We start from the raw sequence: 17,877 nt of genomic DNA, 5'->3' as shown, positions 1-17,877 counted from the left end.
CATCCTGATTGTAAACTCGGCGTTAAATAAAATCTTCGAAGGCAGGGCCCGGTTTGGTGCCGAGAAGGTCAGCCTATTCGGTTGCGCAATAGCGAAACTCGGCTGGTGATAACTGGTCGAACCATCACATGCACTACAGGAGCATGTTCTGGAAGGTTGCATTCGGGTCAAAGGCAGCCCTTAAGCGCGTCCATGTAAAGGTCTGGGACCGGCCTCGGAACAGGCCTGCCCAAGGGCGGAAAAGGCATTCCAGATGTCGGAGTAGGCCTGTGCGACCCTGCTGGCACCAGAGGGCAGGTTCTCGGGTGCTTCCGCCATGAGCTCCTCCCGTGCAGTTGGCAGCGTGTGCCCTTACCAGCTAGAGTCCGGCACTGTTTCGTCGATCTCTATGTTTCCGGCCCATCGACACCGAGACCCGTGAGTTTGCTACGACACCCGATGAACCCATTGCAGTCGTCAACGGCCGCTGCGGTACTGCCCCTGACTGCGTTCGCCTGTCGCGACAGACGGGAGAGCCTCGTCTTCGGGGAGCGAGCGGACGGGACGATCGCTCACATCTCGGAGGTCGCCTCCGGTCTCGAGTGCAACTGCGTCTGCCCGGGATGCGGCACCCGTCTCATCGCCCGCAAAGGCAACAAACAGGACCATCACTTCGGGCACTATGGGACTGAGGATGGTCGGCCCTGCCAGACCGGGCCAGAAACAGCCCTGCACAGATTCGCCAAGGAGGTACTCGCCCACCGTCTTGAGCTCGAGCTTCCGCCCCTAGCGATGGGCGAAGGTCACGGCAAATGGATCAGATACCCAGGAGGGAGGTATGGGTTCGATGCTGCCCTCTTGGAAAACAGGCTTGGCGAGATCGTTCCCGATGTGATTGTCTGCAAGGGCGAGCGACACCTCCTGGTTGAGTTTCTGGTCACACATGCCTGCGATGAGGCCAAGATTGCCCGGATCGTGGCCATGGATGTGGCCGCAATTGAGGTTGACTTGTCTGGGCTTCCTCGGGACACCTCCCGTCCAGACCTTGAGGAGGCCATCCTCGCCATGGCGCCGCGGAAATGGCTGCACAACCCCAAGCTCTGCGCAGCGCAAGTTGAATTGGAAAGACGAGGCCGGCAGCGGAATCAGGTTTTGGCCCGGGCAGCCGCCCCCTTACGGAGAGCCTACCTGGCAGCCTGTGCGGAGGTCTGCGCGATGCAAACCTCCTGTCTGGCGTACGACCGGATTGTCGGCCGCCACTTGGCCCATGCCGTTGGCATTGAGGTGCCCGGGATCGGCTGCTTCACGGTTTCACCACGCGACTGGCAGGCCCTTATTCTGGCCGATGCGGTGGATATCGCTGCCTCGGGAGGCAAAGGTCTTATCACAATCGCCGGAGCCCTGCGGAAGATCCGGCAGCGGGGCTGGTTACGCTGCCGGTTCAGCGGGCTCACGGAGGCGGAAGCTGCCGCCATTCGGGCAAACGGCACATCCTTTGACTATCCGGCCAATGCAGTCGCCGCTTGGGCAACCACTCTATCACGGCTCGGCATTCTTCTTCCGGCCGGAGCTGGAGATCGGTGGATCGTTTGGCAGCTGACGGCGTGCCAGATGCGAGGACATCAAACATCAAAGCGACTCTGAGTGTCCCTGCGAACCGCTCTGGATCCGCGCCCCCTTCTCACAATCGAGAGTGCACCAGCGGCCTCACGAAGATTCGCAGCCATCCGGTGTGCACGGGGTGCGCACGGCGAATTCTGCAAGTTTGGCGATCCGATCTCAATGTACCGGTAAGTCATTGAGAAGAATGGTGAGCGCGCTGGGACTCGAACCCAGGACCCTCTGATTAAAAGGAAGCGGTTCGATCTGTGCATAAGTGATCAGGTCGGATCAGAATCCTTGCCTTCCTTCATAATAACCTTAGTACCCTCTGCATCATCTGCTCACAAGTAAGCTTTGGGGGGCCTGGAGTTGCTTCCCATACGCTTCCCAGCGGAGGAACACCGTGCGCCTAACCCGCCCTGCCCTTGCCAATCTCTCCATTCCGCCCGGCCGGAGTGAACTCATCGTCTTTGACGACACTCTTCCAGGCTTCGGCGTTCGCCTGCGTGCCGGTGGTAAACGGGTGTGGATCGCGCAGTACCGAATGGGGCAAAAGCAGCGGCGGGTCACGATCGGATCCGTCGAGACCCTCGACCCCGACCAGGCCCGCAGAGCCGCTAAAGCCGTTCTGGCAAAGGCGCATCTCGGGAGCGATCCTCAAGCCGCCAAAGCCGAGGCCAAAGCTCGCGCGCATCTGACCCTTGGGGCAATGGTTGAGCCCTACCTTGAGTTTGCCTCCCGGCGCCTCAAGCCGCGAACTCTCGTCGAGACCAGCCGGTACCTGCAGACATCCTGGAAGCCGCTGCATGGGCTTGCCATTGAGAAGGTCACCCGCCGAACGGTTGCCCTTCAACTCGCGGAGCTTGCCCTCGCCAACGGGCCCATTGCGGCCAACCGGGCGCGTATCGCCTTGTCCTCATTCTTTACCTGGGCCATGCGCGAGGGGCTGGCCGATACAAACCCAGTGGTGGGCACTAACCGACCGGTCGAGGAACGCTCACGCGATCGGGTTCTCTCTGACAACGAACTCGCCCGGATTTGGGCTGCATGCCGGGATGATGACTACGGCCGGATCGTTCGCCTCCTGATCCTAACGGGACAGAGACGAGAGGAGGTCGGTGGTATGGCTTGGAGCGAATTGGATCTGCATCGTGCTTGCTGGAGTATCCCGCGCGAGCGCACCAAAAACGGCCTTCCCCATGGTGTCCCTCTGACCGAGGCTGCGCTCGAAGTTCTCCGAGGCTGCCCCCGCCGTGAAGGAAGACAGTTAGTTTTCGGAGAAGCAGAAGGGCCCTTTCAGGGCTGGAGCAAAGCCAAAGCAGCACTCGACAAACGTATCCTGAAGAATGGTGAGCAGCTTGCCGCATGGCGGCTGCACGACATTCGGCGAACGGCTGCAACTCGAATGGCAGAAATGGGCATCCTGCCCCACGTGGTCGAAGCGGTTCTAAACCATGCCTCTGGCCATAAAGCAGGTGTCGCCGGGATCTATAACCGCGCCACCTACGCCCAGGAGAAGCGAGCCGCTCTTAATACTTGGACGATGCACGTCCTGAGCCTGGCAACGATGCAGCCGACTGGAAACGCGGCAGCAGCGGCATGAGTGCTACGCAAAACTAGTAACTTGCAGGTTTGCGCGCGAGACCATCCGCCTTAACGCCCACACGAGTGATGCAGCCAATGGCGTCCCCTAACGCACTTAACAACCTCATTTCCTATGTCGAGGCGCTAGAAAAGGAAATCATAGAATCTCTTGAGAGGGAGACGGGGCTCCCGATCAGGACTGGCTGGCGGGAACTTGGATGCCATCTCGCCAACCTCAAGCTGATGGTTTCCTACCGTTATGAGGATCCAGCGAGAAAAAAACAATCCATAGAGCGGCAAGATGCACTCTCCAACTTTCAGAAGCTCGTCAGATCGCTGTCAGATAAGCTCGAAACCCTATTAGATCCAGAGTCACCGCTATCATGTGCTCTTGACGAGGCAGCCTTCCTTGCGATCGCCCCAATGTCTGCCACGCTTGCGGAGATCGTCGAGTTTGTCGATTCGGAAACCTCTAAGAGCGCTGATCGCCAGCTCCGAGAAGATATCGCGTTTCTCAAAGTAGCCCTTGACCGGATCAGTAAGTACAACCACAGGGCCGCTTCCGAAAGGTCTCCAAAGAGGCGGAAGTCGGTGGCCCAATGGAACATTTTCTATGTTGGCGAGGTCCTACCTGCCTTGTATGAGCATCACTTCGGCCGGAACTTCGGCATCCAAAGAGACCCGAATGACGACAATAAACTGGGCGGACACGGAGTAGGATTTCTGAGCGCGGCCGCCAAAGCGCTTGGCATTCTAGGGCCGGATGGTGCGCCATACTCGAGCGAAACACTTGTCGGATACTACAAGCAAGCCAAGCGCGATCCGCAGGAGCACCAAGAATGGGTACGCAATGCCAAGCATGATTGGTAGCTAGTTTCCGTCCATAAACGTGCGCATTTCGGAGCATTTACAATAGGTTGTGCCGAGTTTGAGCGGCTTTGACGAGGATAGGCAGGGTGAAGAGCGCTGAGTGTCGACAAAAATGGTGTCGTGGGCGCGGTTAGGCGCACGTCCCGAGGGCCGACTGTGGCCGGCGTGACGCAATCGCGATGCCTGCTCGGTTCAGGTCGCTTTGAGGCGGGTGAAGAGAACGAGGTTATAGGCCACGACCGAGGACCAGACATAAGCCTTGAAATGATCGAGGCCGCGCCAGGTACAACGCGCCAAGCCGTAGGCGCGTTTGAGGCATGAGATGCCGGCTTCGATGCCGGCGCGGAAGTTGCGCAGCTTGCGATAAACCCACTTGCTTCTGACCATGTCCTCGATCCTGAGGCCGGCTTTCTTGTGGAAGGCCATGTCGCAGACGCCCCACGCCTTCGCTGTGGCCAGGTTGTTGCGCGTGGCGAAGCCGCCATCGGCTGCCGCCTGCCGCGGCGCTTGGCCATAGAAGGCGACGTGGCGCGCCAGCATCGGCAGCAAGCGGTCGCTGTCGGCCGGGTTGCCGGCTTCGATCACCAGATCGAGGATCATGCCACTCCTGCCGGTGGTCAGGTTGAGTTTGTGACCATACTCAGTGTCGCGACTGCCTTTGACGATGATATCAGCATGCTCTTCGAACAGGCTCACCACCTTCTCGTCGGCGGGGACCGGCTCGCCGGCCAACACCCGCCGCTCGCTCTGCCTGATGATGCGTTCGACCAACGCCCGATAGTGACGAACCTGGACCTGCCACAGGGCGATGAGCGGCGTGCTTGCCACGGCCAAACGCTCGCTCGCCTGCTCCAGATCGGCCAAGGTCGCGCGCGTGATGGCGATCAGCTCGCGGTAGAGCCGGACCCGATTGGGTCGACCGCGCGTGAACTGGATCTTGTGAGCGCGCTTCTTGGCTGCGCGGCAATGATTGCGCCATGAGCCGGCGCCGCCGACCAAGGAATCGGCCCGCTTCAGAAGGCGCACCATGATCCGCACAGCATCCCACAGCAGGCTGCTGTCGCTCGGCTCGTGCATGAGCGCCGAGGTCACCGTGCTGTCCAGCCGAACCGCCGCACCGTCTTCGAGCTTCGCCTGCCGAGCGACCGACAGCAGGGCCCGATTGATCTGCTCCCAGGTCTCGGGCCGGATCGCGCTGATCGTCTTCTGCAGCACCGACTTCTGCGGGCTCCACGACCACGGCAGTCGGGCAAAGGCGCGAAATGAAGCGGAGTCCTCGAGGTGGAAGGCCAGCTCCTGGTAGCTCAGTTGCCGGTACTGCTTGAGGATCGCGCAGCGCAATACGGCTTCGGCTGGCAGACCTTGCCGTCCGGTCGCCTTGATGCCGCCCCGACACAGGTCTCGCGCCACCACGGCAAACAGATCGCAATGCTCATCCAGCCATTGCGACATCGCCTTCAACTCGCAGCCGATCTCGTGCGTGGCGAAAAGATCGAATATGCTGGCTTGGACGGTGCGTTCTTGGCGCATTGTCGGCTCCGGCGGTGGCAGGGCTTTGGACTCAGTGGCATGATCCAAGATACCTGAAACCGCCGGGCCTTGCTCGCGCAAAGATATGATTCACGTAATGAAATCAAACGTTTGCCGTTTGTGGACGGAAACTAGACTAGGCTTTCCTCTGCTCTCGATAGTCTGAACCAAAAAGAAAGGGCTACGCGAGGTCGGTTCAGGGGCAGTCTCTCACGTTCCGGCCGCTCAACGAACGTCGGCGTTCAAGGGCAGAAGCGGACCAGGCTCTTTGCTCCGGGGAGTGCTGCCAGCGATGTTCGACAATGGAGAAATGCACCAGGGGATCAAGAACGGTCTTGGCCTCGATCCATGGCTGGCGTTCGGCTCAATCCCGTCGGCATGGTGCCGCATACTCCCGCTCCGGAATAGGCGCCCGCCGGAGAGCGATGGTCCGAAGCCTCGTCACCGAGGCGAATTCGGCCGTGCCCTTATGTCCTCAGATCTTCGGGCACCTTGCCGCCACTCGCCGCGAGCTTGGCCATGACCTGCTTGTGCAGCCAGACGTTCATGGCAGCGGAGTCGGAGGTGTCGCCGGTATAGTTCAGCTCCTTCGCGAGTTCCTTGCGCGCCTCGAGGCTGCTGTCGAGGTCGAGCAGCTTCATCAGGTCGACGATCGACTTGCGCCAGTCGAGCTTCTGCCCCTTCTTCGCGGCGAGCCCCGTCAGCACCGCCTCGACGTCGACCTGGGACATCGGTGCGTTCGGGGCTGGCGAGGACGCAGTCGCCTGGCTCGCGGGTGCGGTCGCCGCCCCCGCGGGGGCAGGAGCTGCGGCAGACCCCTGCGCGGGTGGTGCCGCGGCAGATGCTGCCTGAGGGGCCTCTTGCGCCGCCGCGGATCCGAAGATGGCGTCCTTGATCCTGCTGAAGATGCTCATGGTGTCATTTCCGTTGAACCTGCGTCCCGACAGCTTCCCGTGCCATCGGCAAATAGAGTCGGCATCGAATAGGGCAATGAGGCTCGTACGATCAGCGCGTGCCGTCGCCCCCCTGGCCGCGCGAAGGCGGCCCCCTGGCCCCGACATCGGCCCGATGGAACTGCGACGACCAGTCGCCGCTTTTGCCCGCCGCGCTGTTTTCGACTATCCTGCGGGCGTTCTTCCTCTTGCCCGCCGTCCGGCGCTTCCCGCCGCGCGGCCATGATGGAGGCGCGGCGATGCCCCAGGACGACCGCCAGGACCAGCCGCTGGACGTCATGCCGAGCGCGACGACCCAAGGAGCCCCAGGCGGGACGGGCGCGGACGGGTTCGCGCCGCCGTTCGGCGACATGAGCCCCGACGAATTCCGACGCTATGGCCGTTCGCTCGTCGACTGGATCGCCGAGTACTTCGAGCGCGTCGACGAACTCCCCGTCCTCGCCCAGGTCGAGCCGGGCGAACTCATCGCGAAGCTCCCCGCCGCGCCACCCGAAGCCGGTGAGCTGATGGACAGGATCCTCGCGGACGTCGACCGCCTGGTCGTCCCGGCCCTGACGCAGTGGAGGCATCCGGGCTTCTTCGCCTACTTCGCCTGCTCCACCTCGGCACCCGGCATTTTCGGCGAGATGCTCGCGGCCGCCTTCAACGGCAACGCGCTGCTCTGGCGCGCCGCCCCCGCCGCGCAGGAACTCGAAGATGTGGCCCTGTCATGGCTGCGCCAGATGATTGGCCTGCCCGAGGCGTTCTCGGGGATGATCTACGACACGGCCTCGATGTCGACCCTCCACGCCATCGCGGCCGCGCGCGAGGGGCTCGATTTGCGCGTGCGCGAGGACGGCATGAGCGGACGCACGGGCCTGCCGCTGCTGCGCCTCTACGCCTCCGAGCAGGCCCACTCGTCGGTCGAAAAATGCGCCATCACGCTCGGCCTGGGCCAGCGGTCCTTGCGCAAGATTCCCACCGACGCCGAATTCCGCATGGATGCCGCCGCGCTGGGGCGCGCCATCGAGGAAGACAGGGCCGCCGGCCATCTCCCCTTCTGCGTCGTCGCCACCGTCGGCACGACCTCGACCTCGAGCATCGATCCCGTTCCGGCCATCGCCGACCTGTGCGAGCGCGAAGGGCTCTGGTTGCACGTCGATGCGGCCTACGCCGGCTCGGCTGCGGTTGTCCCGGAACTACGACACATCCTCGCAGGCTGCGAACGCGCTGACTCACTTGTCCTCAACCCGGTCAAATGGCTTTTCGTCCCCTTTGATCTCTCCGCCCTCTACACGCGGCGGATGGACATGCTCCACCGTGCCTTCTCGCTCGTGCCCGAATACCTGCGCACGCTCGACCACGGGCGTGCTGCCGTCCGCAACCACTCCGAGTACGGCATCCAGCTCGGGCGCCGCTTTCGGGGCCTCAAGTTCTGGATGGTCCTGCGCTATTTCGGCCACGACGGTCTCGCCGCGCGCATCCGCGAGCACTGCCGCCTCGCACGTCTGTTCGCCAAGTGGGTCGCGGCCGCGCCTGGCTGGGAGTTGCTCGCTCCCGTTCCCCTGAGCCTGGTTTGCTTCCGCGCCTGCTCGACGCGCGATGGCGAGACAGCCGACGAGCGCGCCGCGCGTCTCGACCACCTGAACGAGCAGATCATGCATGCCGTCAATGCGTCCGGCGAGGCGTTCCTCTCGCACACGAAGCTCAACGGCCGCTTCACCATGCGTCTTGCCGTCGGCAATATCCGCACCACCGAGGCGCATGTCGCACGCGTGTGGCAGATCCTGGAAGACGCATGCGAGCGGCTCGACGCTGCCGACAGGGTTTGAGGGGGGCTTCACATTATCGGTCATGTCGGCGGGATGAGGAGTGACAGATGCCCCGCTACTACTTCCATCTCATGCTTGGCCCCCGAATGGTCGCCCGTGACGATGCCGGCCATGAATGTCCCAATGATGCCGCAGCACATGAGTTCGCGCGCCTCAGCGCCGGCCTCTTTGTCTCGGACCTGCTCCTGCTCGGCGCGTTCGAACAGTACTGTTTCGAGGTCGTCACCGAAGATGGGGAGCCAGTCTCACCATCCAGTGCAGGATGAAACCATCCTGAGCTCGGTCTTCAAGCGACATTCCATGTTCACAGGCGGATTTCTCGGAAGTCTGTTTGTGGGACCAGGAGCAGACGTAACCCTGATCCGCTACTCAATACTTCCTCCTTAAGGGCATCGGGCAGGCGCGTGGCCCCTGCCTCGACGTCGCCGATCTCCTATCCTTAGGAAGATTGCAGCTCGGATCGGGCGTAGCGAGTTTCCGATATAGGATGATCCCAACTGATCGCCTCGTCGGCCTTGGTCGTGAAGACCTTGTCCCAGTGCTCCTGTCGCGTGTCCGATGCGTTCTAATGCTCTGGAACACCCGCCTTGCTCAAGCCTTCCGTGACTACAGAGCAGAACGCGAACTTGCGCATGTAGGAACGCGCCAGATCTACTGTTAGCGGTGGCCCAAGATTATTCCGGCGGGCCAATGCCGCCTTCGCCTCGTCAAGAAGACCGAGATGACCGCAGCAGGCAATCAGCATGGAATGGTGGGTCGGGAAATCCGGAAAAGCTACCAGGGCCTTGCGGAGGTATGGAAGAGCCTCATAGTGGCGCTGAGCAGCCATAAGAGAGACACCGTGAACAAACTCATACAAACTGGTGAAACTGTCAGAAGGGCTCATCCGCAGGGCTTTCGCTGTTTCGGCTACCGCGACTTCGAACTTGCCAGCTCGCGTCAACGTCCAGCCATATACGCTGTGTGCCAGTGCAAAGCTTGGGTTCACTCCAAGCGCAATTTCAAGCTCCTGCTGCGCACGGTCATGTTGCCCGGCCGTACTGAGGCAAAGTCCAAACACCATATGTGCCCAAGGCTCGCTCGGATCGAGAGCAAGAGCTTCCTCGGCGTGATGTTGTGCCTGTTCTCGGCCTTGCTGTTCATCAGGAAGCCAGTAATTGTACGATGCCCACCATACGGCCCAACTTAAGACAGCATGTGCCTTGGCATAGGTAGGCTCCATCATAATCGCGCGTTCGAGCAAAGTACGTGCCTGCTCGTTCTCGTGACGCCCAACTCTGTTGATGAGCCCAATGGCTTGAACAACCAATCCCCAAACGCCAATGCTTTCGGGGACTTGATTTGCCGCACGCAGGCCCTCTTCCATGTACAGGTGGGGTTCGATGGCGGCCACGACATTTTCTGTAATCTCGTCCTGAACCGCAAAGATGTCCATTAGCTCCCGATCATACCGCTCGGCCCAGATGTGCTTTCCGGTTGCCGCGCCGATCAGTTGACCGTTGATACGGATACGATCCCCTGATCTTCGTACACTTCCCTCTAAGATGTATCGTGCACCTGGGGGAAACGAGAACTGACGTACTTCCGTGTGATTGAAGGAGGAGGTACAGGCGATGACATTGAGCCATCGGAGGCGGGATAGCCCCGTGATGAGGTCCTCTGTCATGCCGTCGGCAAAGTAATCCTGTTCGGGATCGCCGCTCCTGTTGGTGAATGGCAGGACGGCAATGGAGGGTTTATCTGAGCGCGAAGGTGTGAACGTGGCCGTTCTTGCAGTCAGGGATGCCGAAGTCCTGATGCCGTATACTCTCACGGGTCTCCCGATGTTCTTGACCCACTGTTCGCCTTTGTCGTCAAAGTGGTATGGCAGCTTGCCGCGCACCTCCTCGTAGACCTTTCCCGAAATCCAAATGCCTCCAGGTTCTGCGATCTGTTCCAGACGAGCCGCGACATTCACCCCATCCCCATAGATATCACCGTCCGGCTCAATGATGATATCGCCAAGATTGATGCCAATGCGGAGGTGGACAGCCTGGGAGGTTTCCTGAGAAGTCTTGGCCACAAGAGCCTCCTGAACCTCAACGGCACAGCTTACAGCTTCTACAGGGCTGGAGAATTCAACCAAGAAGCCATCACCGGTCGTTTTGACCACGCGGCCATAATGGGCATGGACCATCGGCTCGATAAGCTCCCGGCGCAGGCTCTTGATCCTCGCGAGGGTGCCTTCCTCGTCCTGGCTCATTAGGGCCGAAAAGCCCACAACGTCAGCCGCAAGGATCGCCGCGAGACGCCTCTGTACCTTTGCATCGGCTGGATTGGTCATCCCACCACCATGATGAAGGCCGTCGAGGGATAATGGTGCTTTGATTGGGACGCTTCGTCCAGAGCTCGCATGGTGGCAGTCTGGAGGCTCGCAGACGCCACACACCCGGTGACCGCTCCGGGTCAGGGACGGTCTCTAAGCGTTGCCTTGTTAAGGTCCGCCTCACTCTGCTCTTGCGGAAATACGGCTAAGGTCGGCCCCGTGCCAGAAGTAGCCATTCGGAACTTTTTCAAAGCGGACGATCCACTGAACAATCAAAGGTAGTAACCGCCCATCTCGAGGCTTGGCTGGATCACCTTGGCTGGAATAGCTCATCTCCGAGGGCGACGGGCCTGCAGGAAACGAGTATGTTCAGTGATTGACCCGCAGACCGATCGTCCGGGGGACAATGTGGAACGTCGCCTGATCGCCATTCTTGCCGCCGACGTTGTGGGCTACAGCCGCCTCATTGGGGCAGACGAGACCGGCACGCTCACCGAGCTCAGGGCGCACCAGACCGCGTTGATCGAGCCCAGGATCACCGAGCACCAGGGGCGCATTGTCAAGCTCACAGGGGACGGCATGCTGGTGGAGTTCCCGAGTGTGGTGAATGCCGTCGCCTGCGCGGCTGAAATCCAGCGCGGCATGCGTCAAAGGAATGAAGACGTTCCGCGGGATCGCTGGATCGAACTCCGGATCGGTGTCCATCTCGGAGACGTCATCGTCCAAGATGGCGATATCTTTGGCGATGGGGTGAACGTGGCGGCGCGGCTCGAAGGGATCGCCGCGCCTGGCGGGATCGCGGTGTCCGGCTCCGTTCGTGATCACGTCGGTAGCCGGCTCGACGTCACCTTTGAAGATTTGGGCGAGCAACCACTCAAGAACATCGAGCAAGCCGTTCGCGTCTACAACGTGCTAACCGGCACTTCCTCCGCCCGCCCGAAAGGCACCACGGCTGTTGCCCCACAAACGATGCAGAGGCTGTCGATTGCGGTGCTTCCCTTCGCCAACATGAGTGGAGATGCAGAGCAGGAGTATTTTTCGGATGGCATTACCGAGGATATCATCATCGACCTGTCGAAGATCTCCGGTCTGCTCGTCATCGACCGCAATACCGTGTTCACCTACAAGGGCAAGTCGATCACGGCGCAACAGGTAGCGCGGGAACGTGACGTCCGGTACATCATGGAGGGAAGCGTCCGCAAGGCGGGATCGCGTGTTCGCATTGCCGGTCAGCTTATAGAGGGCTCCACCGGGGCGCTTCTGTGGGCCGAGCGCTACGACCGCGACCTCACGGACATTTTCGCGATACAGGACGAGATCACGCAGGCAATCGTCGAGCAGCTCAAAGTGAAGCTTCTACCCGAAGAGCAAGCAGCAATCTCTTCGGTCCCAACCGAAAACATCGAGGCATATTCCTATTATCTCAGGGGCCGGCAATTCTTTCATGAGTGGACGAAGTCGTACCTGCTGCTGGCGCGACGGATGTTTTCCAAGGCTGTGGAGCTCGATCCACGCTATGCCCGCGCCTATGCAGGGATCGCCAATTGCGATTCGGCCCTACACGCGTGGCATGCTGCTGAGGTCTCCCTAGATGACATTCTTGAGATGAGCGCCAAGGCCCTGGCGCTCGATCCCGATCTGGCTGAGGCCCACGCTGCCCAAGGACTGGTCCTGTATCAACACGGACGCCACGAGGAGGCCGTTGCCGAGTTCGAGCGGGCTCTTGCGCTTGATCCCAGTCTGTACGACGCGAATTTCTTTTATGCCCTACTTCTGAATACGCAAGGCGATCTTGCGGCGGCCGCCAATCTGTTCGAGCGCGCTGCCGAGATACGGCCCGACGATTACCGGTCGCCAAATCATCTGTTCGGCATCTATCGTGCGCTGGACCGGCCGGTAGACCAGATGAGATGGGCAAAGATCGGCCTTGAACGAGCCGAACGTGTGCTCGAGCTGCATCCGGAAAGCTCCGGTCCCGCTCATCGGGGTGCCGTCGCACTGGCGCATCTCGGCGAACGCGACCGTGCCAAGGAATGGGCCGCCCGCGCCCTCGCGATCGATCCGGGTGAGAACATAGCCCATTACAACGTCGCTTGTGTTTATTCACTCCTGGGCGAGCTCGACGAGGCGATGGATCATCTGGAGAAGGTCATTCCACAACTCTCCCCCGAGTTGATGAAGTGGCTTGAGAAAGACTCGGACCTGGACGCTGTCCGCATCCATCCGCGCTATCAGAAAATGTTTGGGACTCGGGGCGAGCAGCAAGGGCCCGGCAAGTAAGGAGACACACATTCGGGCGGGCTCGAGGGCCGCCTGACGCCCAATGAATGAGGAAACGTGTCCACCGAAATCTCAGTCAGAATCAAGCCTGACCACAGCGCCACATCTATCAGAAATGTCAGCTCGCCAGGTTATCTCGGATGCCTAGCACTACTTTGGCATTTTCATCAGTGATCCAAGGGTGAAGTGGGCCCGGCAGATCGGACATCGCAAGCGCATGGCATACGCCATATGATCAAGCAGCATGCGCCGAACAGCCGGCAGCGTCGGTTGTGGCGGTGGCCCGCTGGATCTTCTTTTTTTCCCGCTTAGCGGCGCGCAAGCGCAGATGCTGCAAGAACAAATACGCAATCAGCGTCAGCAGGGCATGCCGATGCAAGCCCCGCCACGAGCGGCCCTCGAAGTGATCGAGCCCAAGTTCTTCCTTGAGTTGCTGATGCGCCTGCTCGCACACCCAGCGCGCCTTGATGAGCGAGGCCAGCTGCTTCAACTTTGTGTCGGGCGGTAGGTTGGACAGATAGTACTTGCGCTCGCCCGACGAGCGGTGCTCGCCCACCAGCCAGACCTCGTCGCCGGGCAGATGCTGGCCGGTACGCCCCTGCAGACGCACCTCGGGCCCATCGGCCACCCGCACGCGCACGGCCGCGAACTTCGCCCGCAGCGGCCCCTTGGTGCCGCGTCGCCAGGTGATCCGCTGCCATGAGCTCTTCGCCAGCTGGGCTTCGGCCGCAATAGAATCCTCGTCCGGTACAAGCGTCTTGCGCGGCCCTCCACGGGTGACGGGTGGCAGGACTAACCGCACGTCTGCAGGATACACCTTCTGAATGCGGGGAATGCCCACCGCCCATGCCAAGCCGAGCGCTGACAAGCCCTGCCGGAACGGAGCACTGATGCCGTAGCCGGCATCGGCCAGAACCGCCCCAAAGCTCACACCCGCCTGCATCACCTGCTGGAGTTCCTCCAGCGCCATCTCCGGCTTCGAGCGCTCCACCCAGAAGGCTTCGGGAACACCCGCGTGCTGCAAGCGCTCCGGATCCGCGATCCAGGTGTCGGGCAGAAACAGCCGTAAGACGATTGGGATCGGCACTTCACCCTTGGCAAGGGTGAGCGAGACCAAGCTCTGGCAGTTCGTCTTCTTGCCCAGAGCTCCGGCATATTGCGAGGACACGCCGACAGACTGCGTGCCCTTCTTGGGCAGGGCCGTGTCGTCGATCACCAGGATAGCGTCAGGCCCGCCGACAAGCCGGTTGGCCTGGGCCAGGAGTTCAGCTTTCAGCGGCGCCTCGTCCCAAGGGCCCACCGCCACGAAGTGATGCAGTTGGTCATAGTCGGCCGGAGCCACCCGGGCGGCCATTGGCTGCAGGCTCTTGCGCTCACCGGGGCCGATCAACCCGGCCACATAGAGTGGGCACATGCGCCAGCGTGCCGGGTGACGAAGAGGTTTGAGGAAGGGTTCAAGCCAGGACTGAAGTTCGTGTTCCCAAGCAATCGAGGTGCTCATGACTCACCTCCAACCAGGATCTCTCAGCGGGAGAAATCTTCTGAGCTCGCCCGGTTCCTCATACCTGCCAAAGTAGTGCTGGGCCGTGTGGACGGATTGGGTCAACCTAAGCCCTCAAGCGAGGTCACATGAAGGTCGCCTCGCAGCCCAATTGCGGAATTAACTCTAAGGTCGGCCCCGTGCCATAACCAGACCTTACTTCTCCTGGAAGCAAGCGAATCGTGCCCTTGCTCACAGCTAGCCGGATTCGTGGATGCCGGATGTGGATAGCTTAATTGAGGCAATCGGATCAGAGCGGGTTTACATGGTTCAGGACAGGCATCTGTCTGAGCACGACCTTTAGGATTTCACCGTTCGCCTTGACGCAGTCAGTGGATGCCCGGTTCGCTGCCCAGGCCTCCTGAAAGTTCCTATTACATTCAGGATACCTGCGCGGTCGTGTAGAGGCTGACCAGGTAGCTTCACTCAGGCATACTGGCCGACATTTTGATCGGCCGCCTGGAATATGGTCAGATCGTCCGGGTCATGCAGTGGATCGACGAACCAGCCGAGGTCCTGACTGAAGACGCAAAGTTTCACTGACGGAACGCATGCGTAGCCCAAGGATCAGACCTGAGCATTACACGGGGCAGCCAATCGGACCACAAGACCATCAACGGCGTTCCAAGATCGAATCGCCGCCTTTCAAGCGGTTCCAACGAAACGTGGGTCAGCGGTGGAATGCCCAGTTTCCGAATTGGCGCACAGGCTCGCCGGCGGCTGTACTATTCGGGCGCGGAACATACCCGCTGATCAGCACGTCTGCCTCCGCCAAGCGAGCCTTGATCAAAGGCGTCCAGAAGCCGTAGCGCCCGGTACGACGGGAGAGATCCTTCTGTCGGCTGAGCTGGGCCGACTTGCGTCGTAGATTGGTCAACGAATGACCGATTAGGGCGATGATCGTCAAGGAACGAACTCCTTACTGGAAAGATGTGATCCCTGAGCGTTTCCTAACCTCCATATGGTCCTATACCCGTTGGTTAAAAACAGTGAAGGCTGCATGTTTGTCATGCAGCCGGCACATGGTCGCGCGACCCTCGCTCGGATTCATTTTGCCCCGGTCGAGACCAAGATACCGGAGCTGCCGCGTGCGGCATCGTCCCATTCGCAGATTTGCCGACGTGGGACTCTAGCAGTTGAGGAACGGGAGAAGCTGCCGAGTTACATCATCCCTTGGCAGCAAGCCGTCGACGACCCTCAAGTAACCTTTGTCCGCATAGTAAGCCGACAGGGGTACGCACTGCCTCCGATAGGCGTCGAACCGGGTCCGGAAGATCTCGGCATTGTCGTCGTTCCGAGTGGGCATGCCCTCAGCCTCTGCTTCCCGCGCACGTCCCATTATCCGGGCCAGGAGAGCAGCCTCGTCCACCTTGAATTCGATGACCGCATCGAGGGCGAGGCCGCTTCCTGCCAGCAAGGCATCGAGCGCCCCGGCCTGTACAACCGTGCGGGGAAACCCGTCGAGGATGAAGCCCCGCCTGGCATCAGGTTTCCCGATCCGGTCCGAGATGATCTCAACGACCATCTCATCCGACACCAGATCGCCGCGGTCCATCGCTTCCTTGGCCTTCAGACCCACCGGAGTGCCAGCGAGGACGGCAGCGCGAAGCATGTCGCCCGTCGACAACGGCGGAATCCCTAACAGTTCGGCCAGCCTCGCTGCCTGCGTTCCCTTCCCAGCCCCCGCTGGCCCCAACAGGACAATTCTCATCGACATCTCCCTTGCGTGCTTGAACCTATTCGTCTGAGCGGCCCAACTCCCACAGCCACTGAAACAGTCCAGGCTCACCATTCTTCCGCTCAGACACGCGGTATTCTTTCCGAGCGATGAGACCATTCAAACCCTACGCGAAGTTTCTCGACACGTCCGCCTATGAGGAGCGTGCCGGTCCCACATAGAGGTCGGAGAACGTCTCACGCAGCACGTTCTTCTGCACCTTGCCCATGGTGTTGCGCGGCAGATCATCGACAAAGACCACACGCTTGGGCTGCTTGAACTTTGCCAGGCGGCCCTCAAGCACCGCCAGGATGGACTTCTCGTCGACCTCTGCCTCCTTGGAGCGGACGATGACTGCCGTCACCCCCTCGCCGAAGTCCCTGTGCGGCACGCCGATCACCGCACTCTCGAACACCCCGGGGATGGCATCGATCTCGTCCTCGATCTCCTTCGGGTAGACATTGAAGCCGCCGGTGATCACAAGATCCTTGCCGCGTCCGAGGATGTGCACGTAGCCATGCTCGTCGATCTTGCCGAGGTCGCCCGTGATGAAGAAGCCATCTGGGCGGAACTCGGCAGCCGTCTTCTCCGGCATGCGCCAGTAGCCTTTGAAGACGTTCGGGCCCTTCACCTCGATCATGCCGATCTCGTTCGTCGCCAGTTCCTCGCCGGTATCCGGGTTGGTGATGCGGGCCGACACGCCGGGCAGCGGCAGGCCGACGGCGCCGGGCACCCGGTCGCCGTCATAGGGATTGGAGGTGTTCATGTTCGTCTCGGTCATGCCGTAGCGCTCAAGGATGGCGTGGCCGGTGCGGGCGCTCCACTCGCGGTGGGTTTCGGCCAGCAGGGGAGCGGAGCCCGACACGAACAGCCGCATGCCGGATGTCGCCTCCTTGGTGAGACCAGGATGCTGCAACAGGCGCACGTAGAAGGTCGGCACCCCCATCAGGGCCGTGGCCCGGGCCATCAGTCCGAGGATCTCGTCGGCGTCGAACTTCGCCAGGAAGATCATCGAAGCACCCGAGAACAGAGTGACGTTGCTCGCCACGAACAGCCCGTGGGTGTGGTAGATCGGCAAGGCATGGATCAGCACGTCATCGGCCGTGAAGCGCCACACGTCCTTCAGGGTCAGGGCATTGGAGACGAGGTTGTCGTGGGTCAGCATGGCGCCCTTGGAGCGGCCGGTCGTGCCCGAGGTATAAAGGATCGCGGCCAGGTCATCGCCCGCCCTCTCCACCGTCTCGAAATCGTCTGCGGCATTGGCTGCGGCTTCCGTGAGGGATCCCTGCCCTTTGGCGTCGAGCGTTTCGACGGATGCTTCCACCTTTGCGGCGAGCTGAATGACCCCGTCCCGCTTGCCCGGATCGCAGACCACCAGTGAAGGCTCCGCGTCGCCAATGAAGTACTCCAGCTCCGCGAGGGTATAGGCGGTGTTGAGCGGGAGATAGACAGCGCCCGCCCGGACGGTGGCCAGATACAGGACCAGGGCCGGTACCGACTTCTCAACTTGGACCGCGACCCGGTCACCGGGTTTGACCCCGCGGGCGGCGAGCACGTTGGCCAGCCGGCCCGACAGGGCGATCAGGTCGGCGTAGCTGACGGTTTCCCCGGCTGGTGTGGTGATGGCAGTGCTGGTGAGGTCGGCAATCGAGCGTTCGAGCCGATCGAACAGGTTGGCGTTCATGGCAATGGCTCCGAAGCGAGGG

At 61.1% G+C, this 17,877-nt stretch carries 14 protein-coding genes; 6 read left to right on the top strand and 8 right to left on the bottom strand.

Annotation, left to right across the window (positions count from 1 at the left end; all coding sequences use genetic code 11):
• Positions 1-960: 960 nt before the first annotated feature.
• The 3 genes from BB934_RS50120 to BB934_RS45570 all read left to right on the top strand — a co-directional run bounded on the left by BB934_RS50120 (position 961) and on the right by BB934_RS45570 (position 4,035).
• Positions 961-1,623 (top strand): hypothetical protein, encoded by a 663-nt coding sequence (locus BB934_RS50120; RefSeq protein WP_237050862.1) that lies wholly within the window; start codon positions 961-963, stop codon positions 1,621-1,623.
• Positions 1,624-1,984: 361 nt separating this feature from the next.
• On the top strand, positions 1,985-3,184 hold the full coding sequence (locus tag BB934_RS45575; RefSeq protein ID WP_099516070.1) for a tyrosine-type recombinase/integrase: 1,200 nt from the start codon (positions 1,985-1,987) through the stop codon (positions 3,182-3,184).
• 77 nt (positions 3,185-3,261) lie between these two features.
• Positions 3,262-4,035 (top strand): hypothetical protein, encoded by a 774-nt coding sequence (locus tag BB934_RS45570; protein WP_099516069.1) that lies wholly within the window; start codon positions 3,262-3,264, stop codon positions 4,033-4,035.
• A 192-nt stretch (positions 4,036-4,227) separates the two neighbouring features.
• Here the strand turns inward: BB934_RS45570 and BB934_RS45565 are convergent, their stop codons facing one another.
• Together BB934_RS45565 and BB934_RS45560 are read right to left on the bottom strand one after the other, a co-directional pair.
• The gene (locus BB934_RS45565; RefSeq protein WP_099508213.1) at positions 4,228-5,565 is read right to left on the bottom strand and encodes an ISNCY family transposase; all 1,338 of its coding nucleotides are present in this window, start codon (positions 5,563-5,565) and stop codon (positions 4,228-4,230) included.
• 467 nt (positions 5,566-6,032) lie between these two features.
• Positions 6,033-6,479: a DUF3597 domain-containing protein gene (locus BB934_RS45560; RefSeq protein WP_099516068.1), complete on the bottom strand. Its 447-nt coding sequence runs from the start codon at positions 6,477-6,479 to the stop codon at positions 6,033-6,035.
• Between the two features lie 98 nt (positions 6,480-6,577).
• On the opposite strand from BB934_RS45560, the gene BB934_RS45555 reads away from it, so the two are divergent.
• Together BB934_RS45555 and BB934_RS45550 are read left to right on the top strand one after the other, a co-directional pair.
• Positions 6,578-8,329, top strand: a complete 1,752-nt coding sequence (locus tag BB934_RS45555) for a pyridoxal phosphate-dependent decarboxylase family protein (protein ID WP_237050860.1) — start codon at positions 6,578-6,580, stop codon at positions 8,327-8,329.
• Between the two features lie 47 nt (positions 8,330-8,376).
• On the top strand, positions 8,377-8,595 hold the full coding sequence (locus tag BB934_RS45550) for a DUF6894 family protein (RefSeq protein ID WP_099516067.1): 219 nt from the start codon (positions 8,377-8,379) through the stop codon (positions 8,593-8,595).
• A 299-nt stretch (positions 8,596-8,894) separates the two neighbouring features.
• Here the strand turns inward: BB934_RS45550 and BB934_RS45545 are convergent, their stop codons facing one another.
• Together BB934_RS45545 and BB934_RS50115 are read right to left on the bottom strand one after the other, a co-directional pair.
• On the bottom strand, positions 8,895-10,652 hold the full coding sequence (locus BB934_RS45545) for an adenylate/guanylate cyclase domain-containing protein (protein ID WP_099516066.1): 1,758 nt from the start codon (positions 10,650-10,652) through the stop codon (positions 8,895-8,897).
• A gap of 351 nt (positions 10,653-11,003) precedes the next feature.
• On the bottom strand, positions 11,004-11,180 hold the full coding sequence (locus BB934_RS50115; RefSeq protein ID WP_237050948.1) for a hypothetical protein: 177 nt from the start codon (positions 11,178-11,180) through the stop codon (positions 11,004-11,006).
• Here BB934_RS50115 and BB934_RS45540 point away from each other — a divergent pair.
• On the top strand, positions 11,100-12,914 hold the full coding sequence (locus tag BB934_RS45540; RefSeq protein WP_237050945.1) for an adenylate/guanylate cyclase domain-containing protein: 1,815 nt from the start codon (positions 11,100-11,102) through the stop codon (positions 12,912-12,914). The genes BB934_RS50115 and BB934_RS45540 overlap by 81 nt on opposite strands.
• A gap of 235 nt (positions 12,915-13,149) precedes the next feature.
• On the opposite strand, the gene BB934_RS45535 is transcribed toward BB934_RS45540, so the two are convergent.
• From BB934_RS45535 to BB934_RS45520, 4 genes are all read right to left on the bottom strand, one after another.
• Positions 13,150-14,415, bottom strand: coding sequence for an IS701 family transposase (locus BB934_RS45535; RefSeq protein ID WP_099514370.1), 1,266 nt, complete (start codon positions 14,413-14,415; stop codon positions 13,150-13,152).
• Between the two features lie 709 nt (positions 14,416-15,124).
• A complete protein-coding gene (locus tag BB934_RS45530; RefSeq protein ID WP_099516065.1) occupies positions 15,125-15,361 on the bottom strand; it encodes a hypothetical protein in 237 nt (78 codons plus the stop codon).
• 222 nt (positions 15,362-15,583) lie between these two features.
• On the bottom strand, positions 15,584-16,165 hold the full coding sequence (locus tag BB934_RS45525) for an adenylate kinase (protein ID WP_099516160.1): 582 nt from the start codon (positions 16,163-16,165) through the stop codon (positions 15,584-15,586).
• A 160-nt stretch (positions 16,166-16,325) separates the two neighbouring features.
• Positions 16,326-17,855, bottom strand: a complete 1,530-nt coding sequence (locus BB934_RS45520; RefSeq protein ID WP_099516159.1) for a malonate--CoA ligase — start codon at positions 17,853-17,855, stop codon at positions 16,326-16,328.
• Between the last annotated feature and the right edge of the window lie 22 nt (positions 17,856-17,877).

This window comes from Microvirga ossetica, from assembly GCF_002741015.1.
Lineage (GTDB): Bacteria > Pseudomonadota > Alphaproteobacteria > Rhizobiales > Beijerinckiaceae > Microvirga > Microvirga ossetica.
This window is presented reverse-complemented; position numbering and strand designations above follow the sequence as displayed.

Excerpts from the sequence above, each read along its gene's own strand:
- BB934_RS50120 (WP_237050862.1), top strand. The coding sequence starts at position 961 with ATGGATGTGGCCGCAATTGAGGTTGACTTGTCTGGGCTTCCTCGGGAC.
- BB934_RS45570 (WP_099516069.1), top strand. The coding sequence starts at position 3,262 with ATGGCGTCCCCTAACGCACTTAACAACCTCATTTCCTATGTCGAGGCG.
- BB934_RS45565 (WP_099508213.1), bottom strand. The coding sequence starts at position 5,565 with ATGCGCCAAGAACGCACCGTCCAAGCCAGCATATTCGATCTTTTCGCC.
- BB934_RS45560 (WP_099516068.1), bottom strand. The coding sequence starts at position 6,479 with ATGAGCATCTTCAGCAGGATCAAGGACGCCATCTTCGGATCCGCGGCG.
- BB934_RS45550 (WP_099516067.1), top strand. The coding sequence starts at position 8,377 with ATGCCCCGCTACTACTTCCATCTCATGCTTGGCCCCCGAATGGTCGCC.
- BB934_RS45545 (WP_099516066.1), bottom strand. The coding sequence starts at position 10,652 with ATGACCAATCCAGCCGATGCAAAGGTACAGAGGCGTCTCGCGGCGATC.
- BB934_RS45535 (WP_099514370.1), bottom strand. The coding sequence starts at position 14,415 with ATGAGCACCTCGATTGCTTGGGAACACGAACTTCAGTCCTGGCTTGAA.
- BB934_RS45525 (WP_099516160.1), bottom strand. The coding sequence starts at position 16,165 with ATGAGAATTGTCCTGTTGGGGCCAGCGGGGGCTGGGAAGGGAACGCAG.
- BB934_RS45520 (WP_099516159.1), bottom strand. The coding sequence starts at position 17,855 with ATGAACGCCAACCTGTTCGATCGGCTCGAACGCTCGATTGCCGACCTC.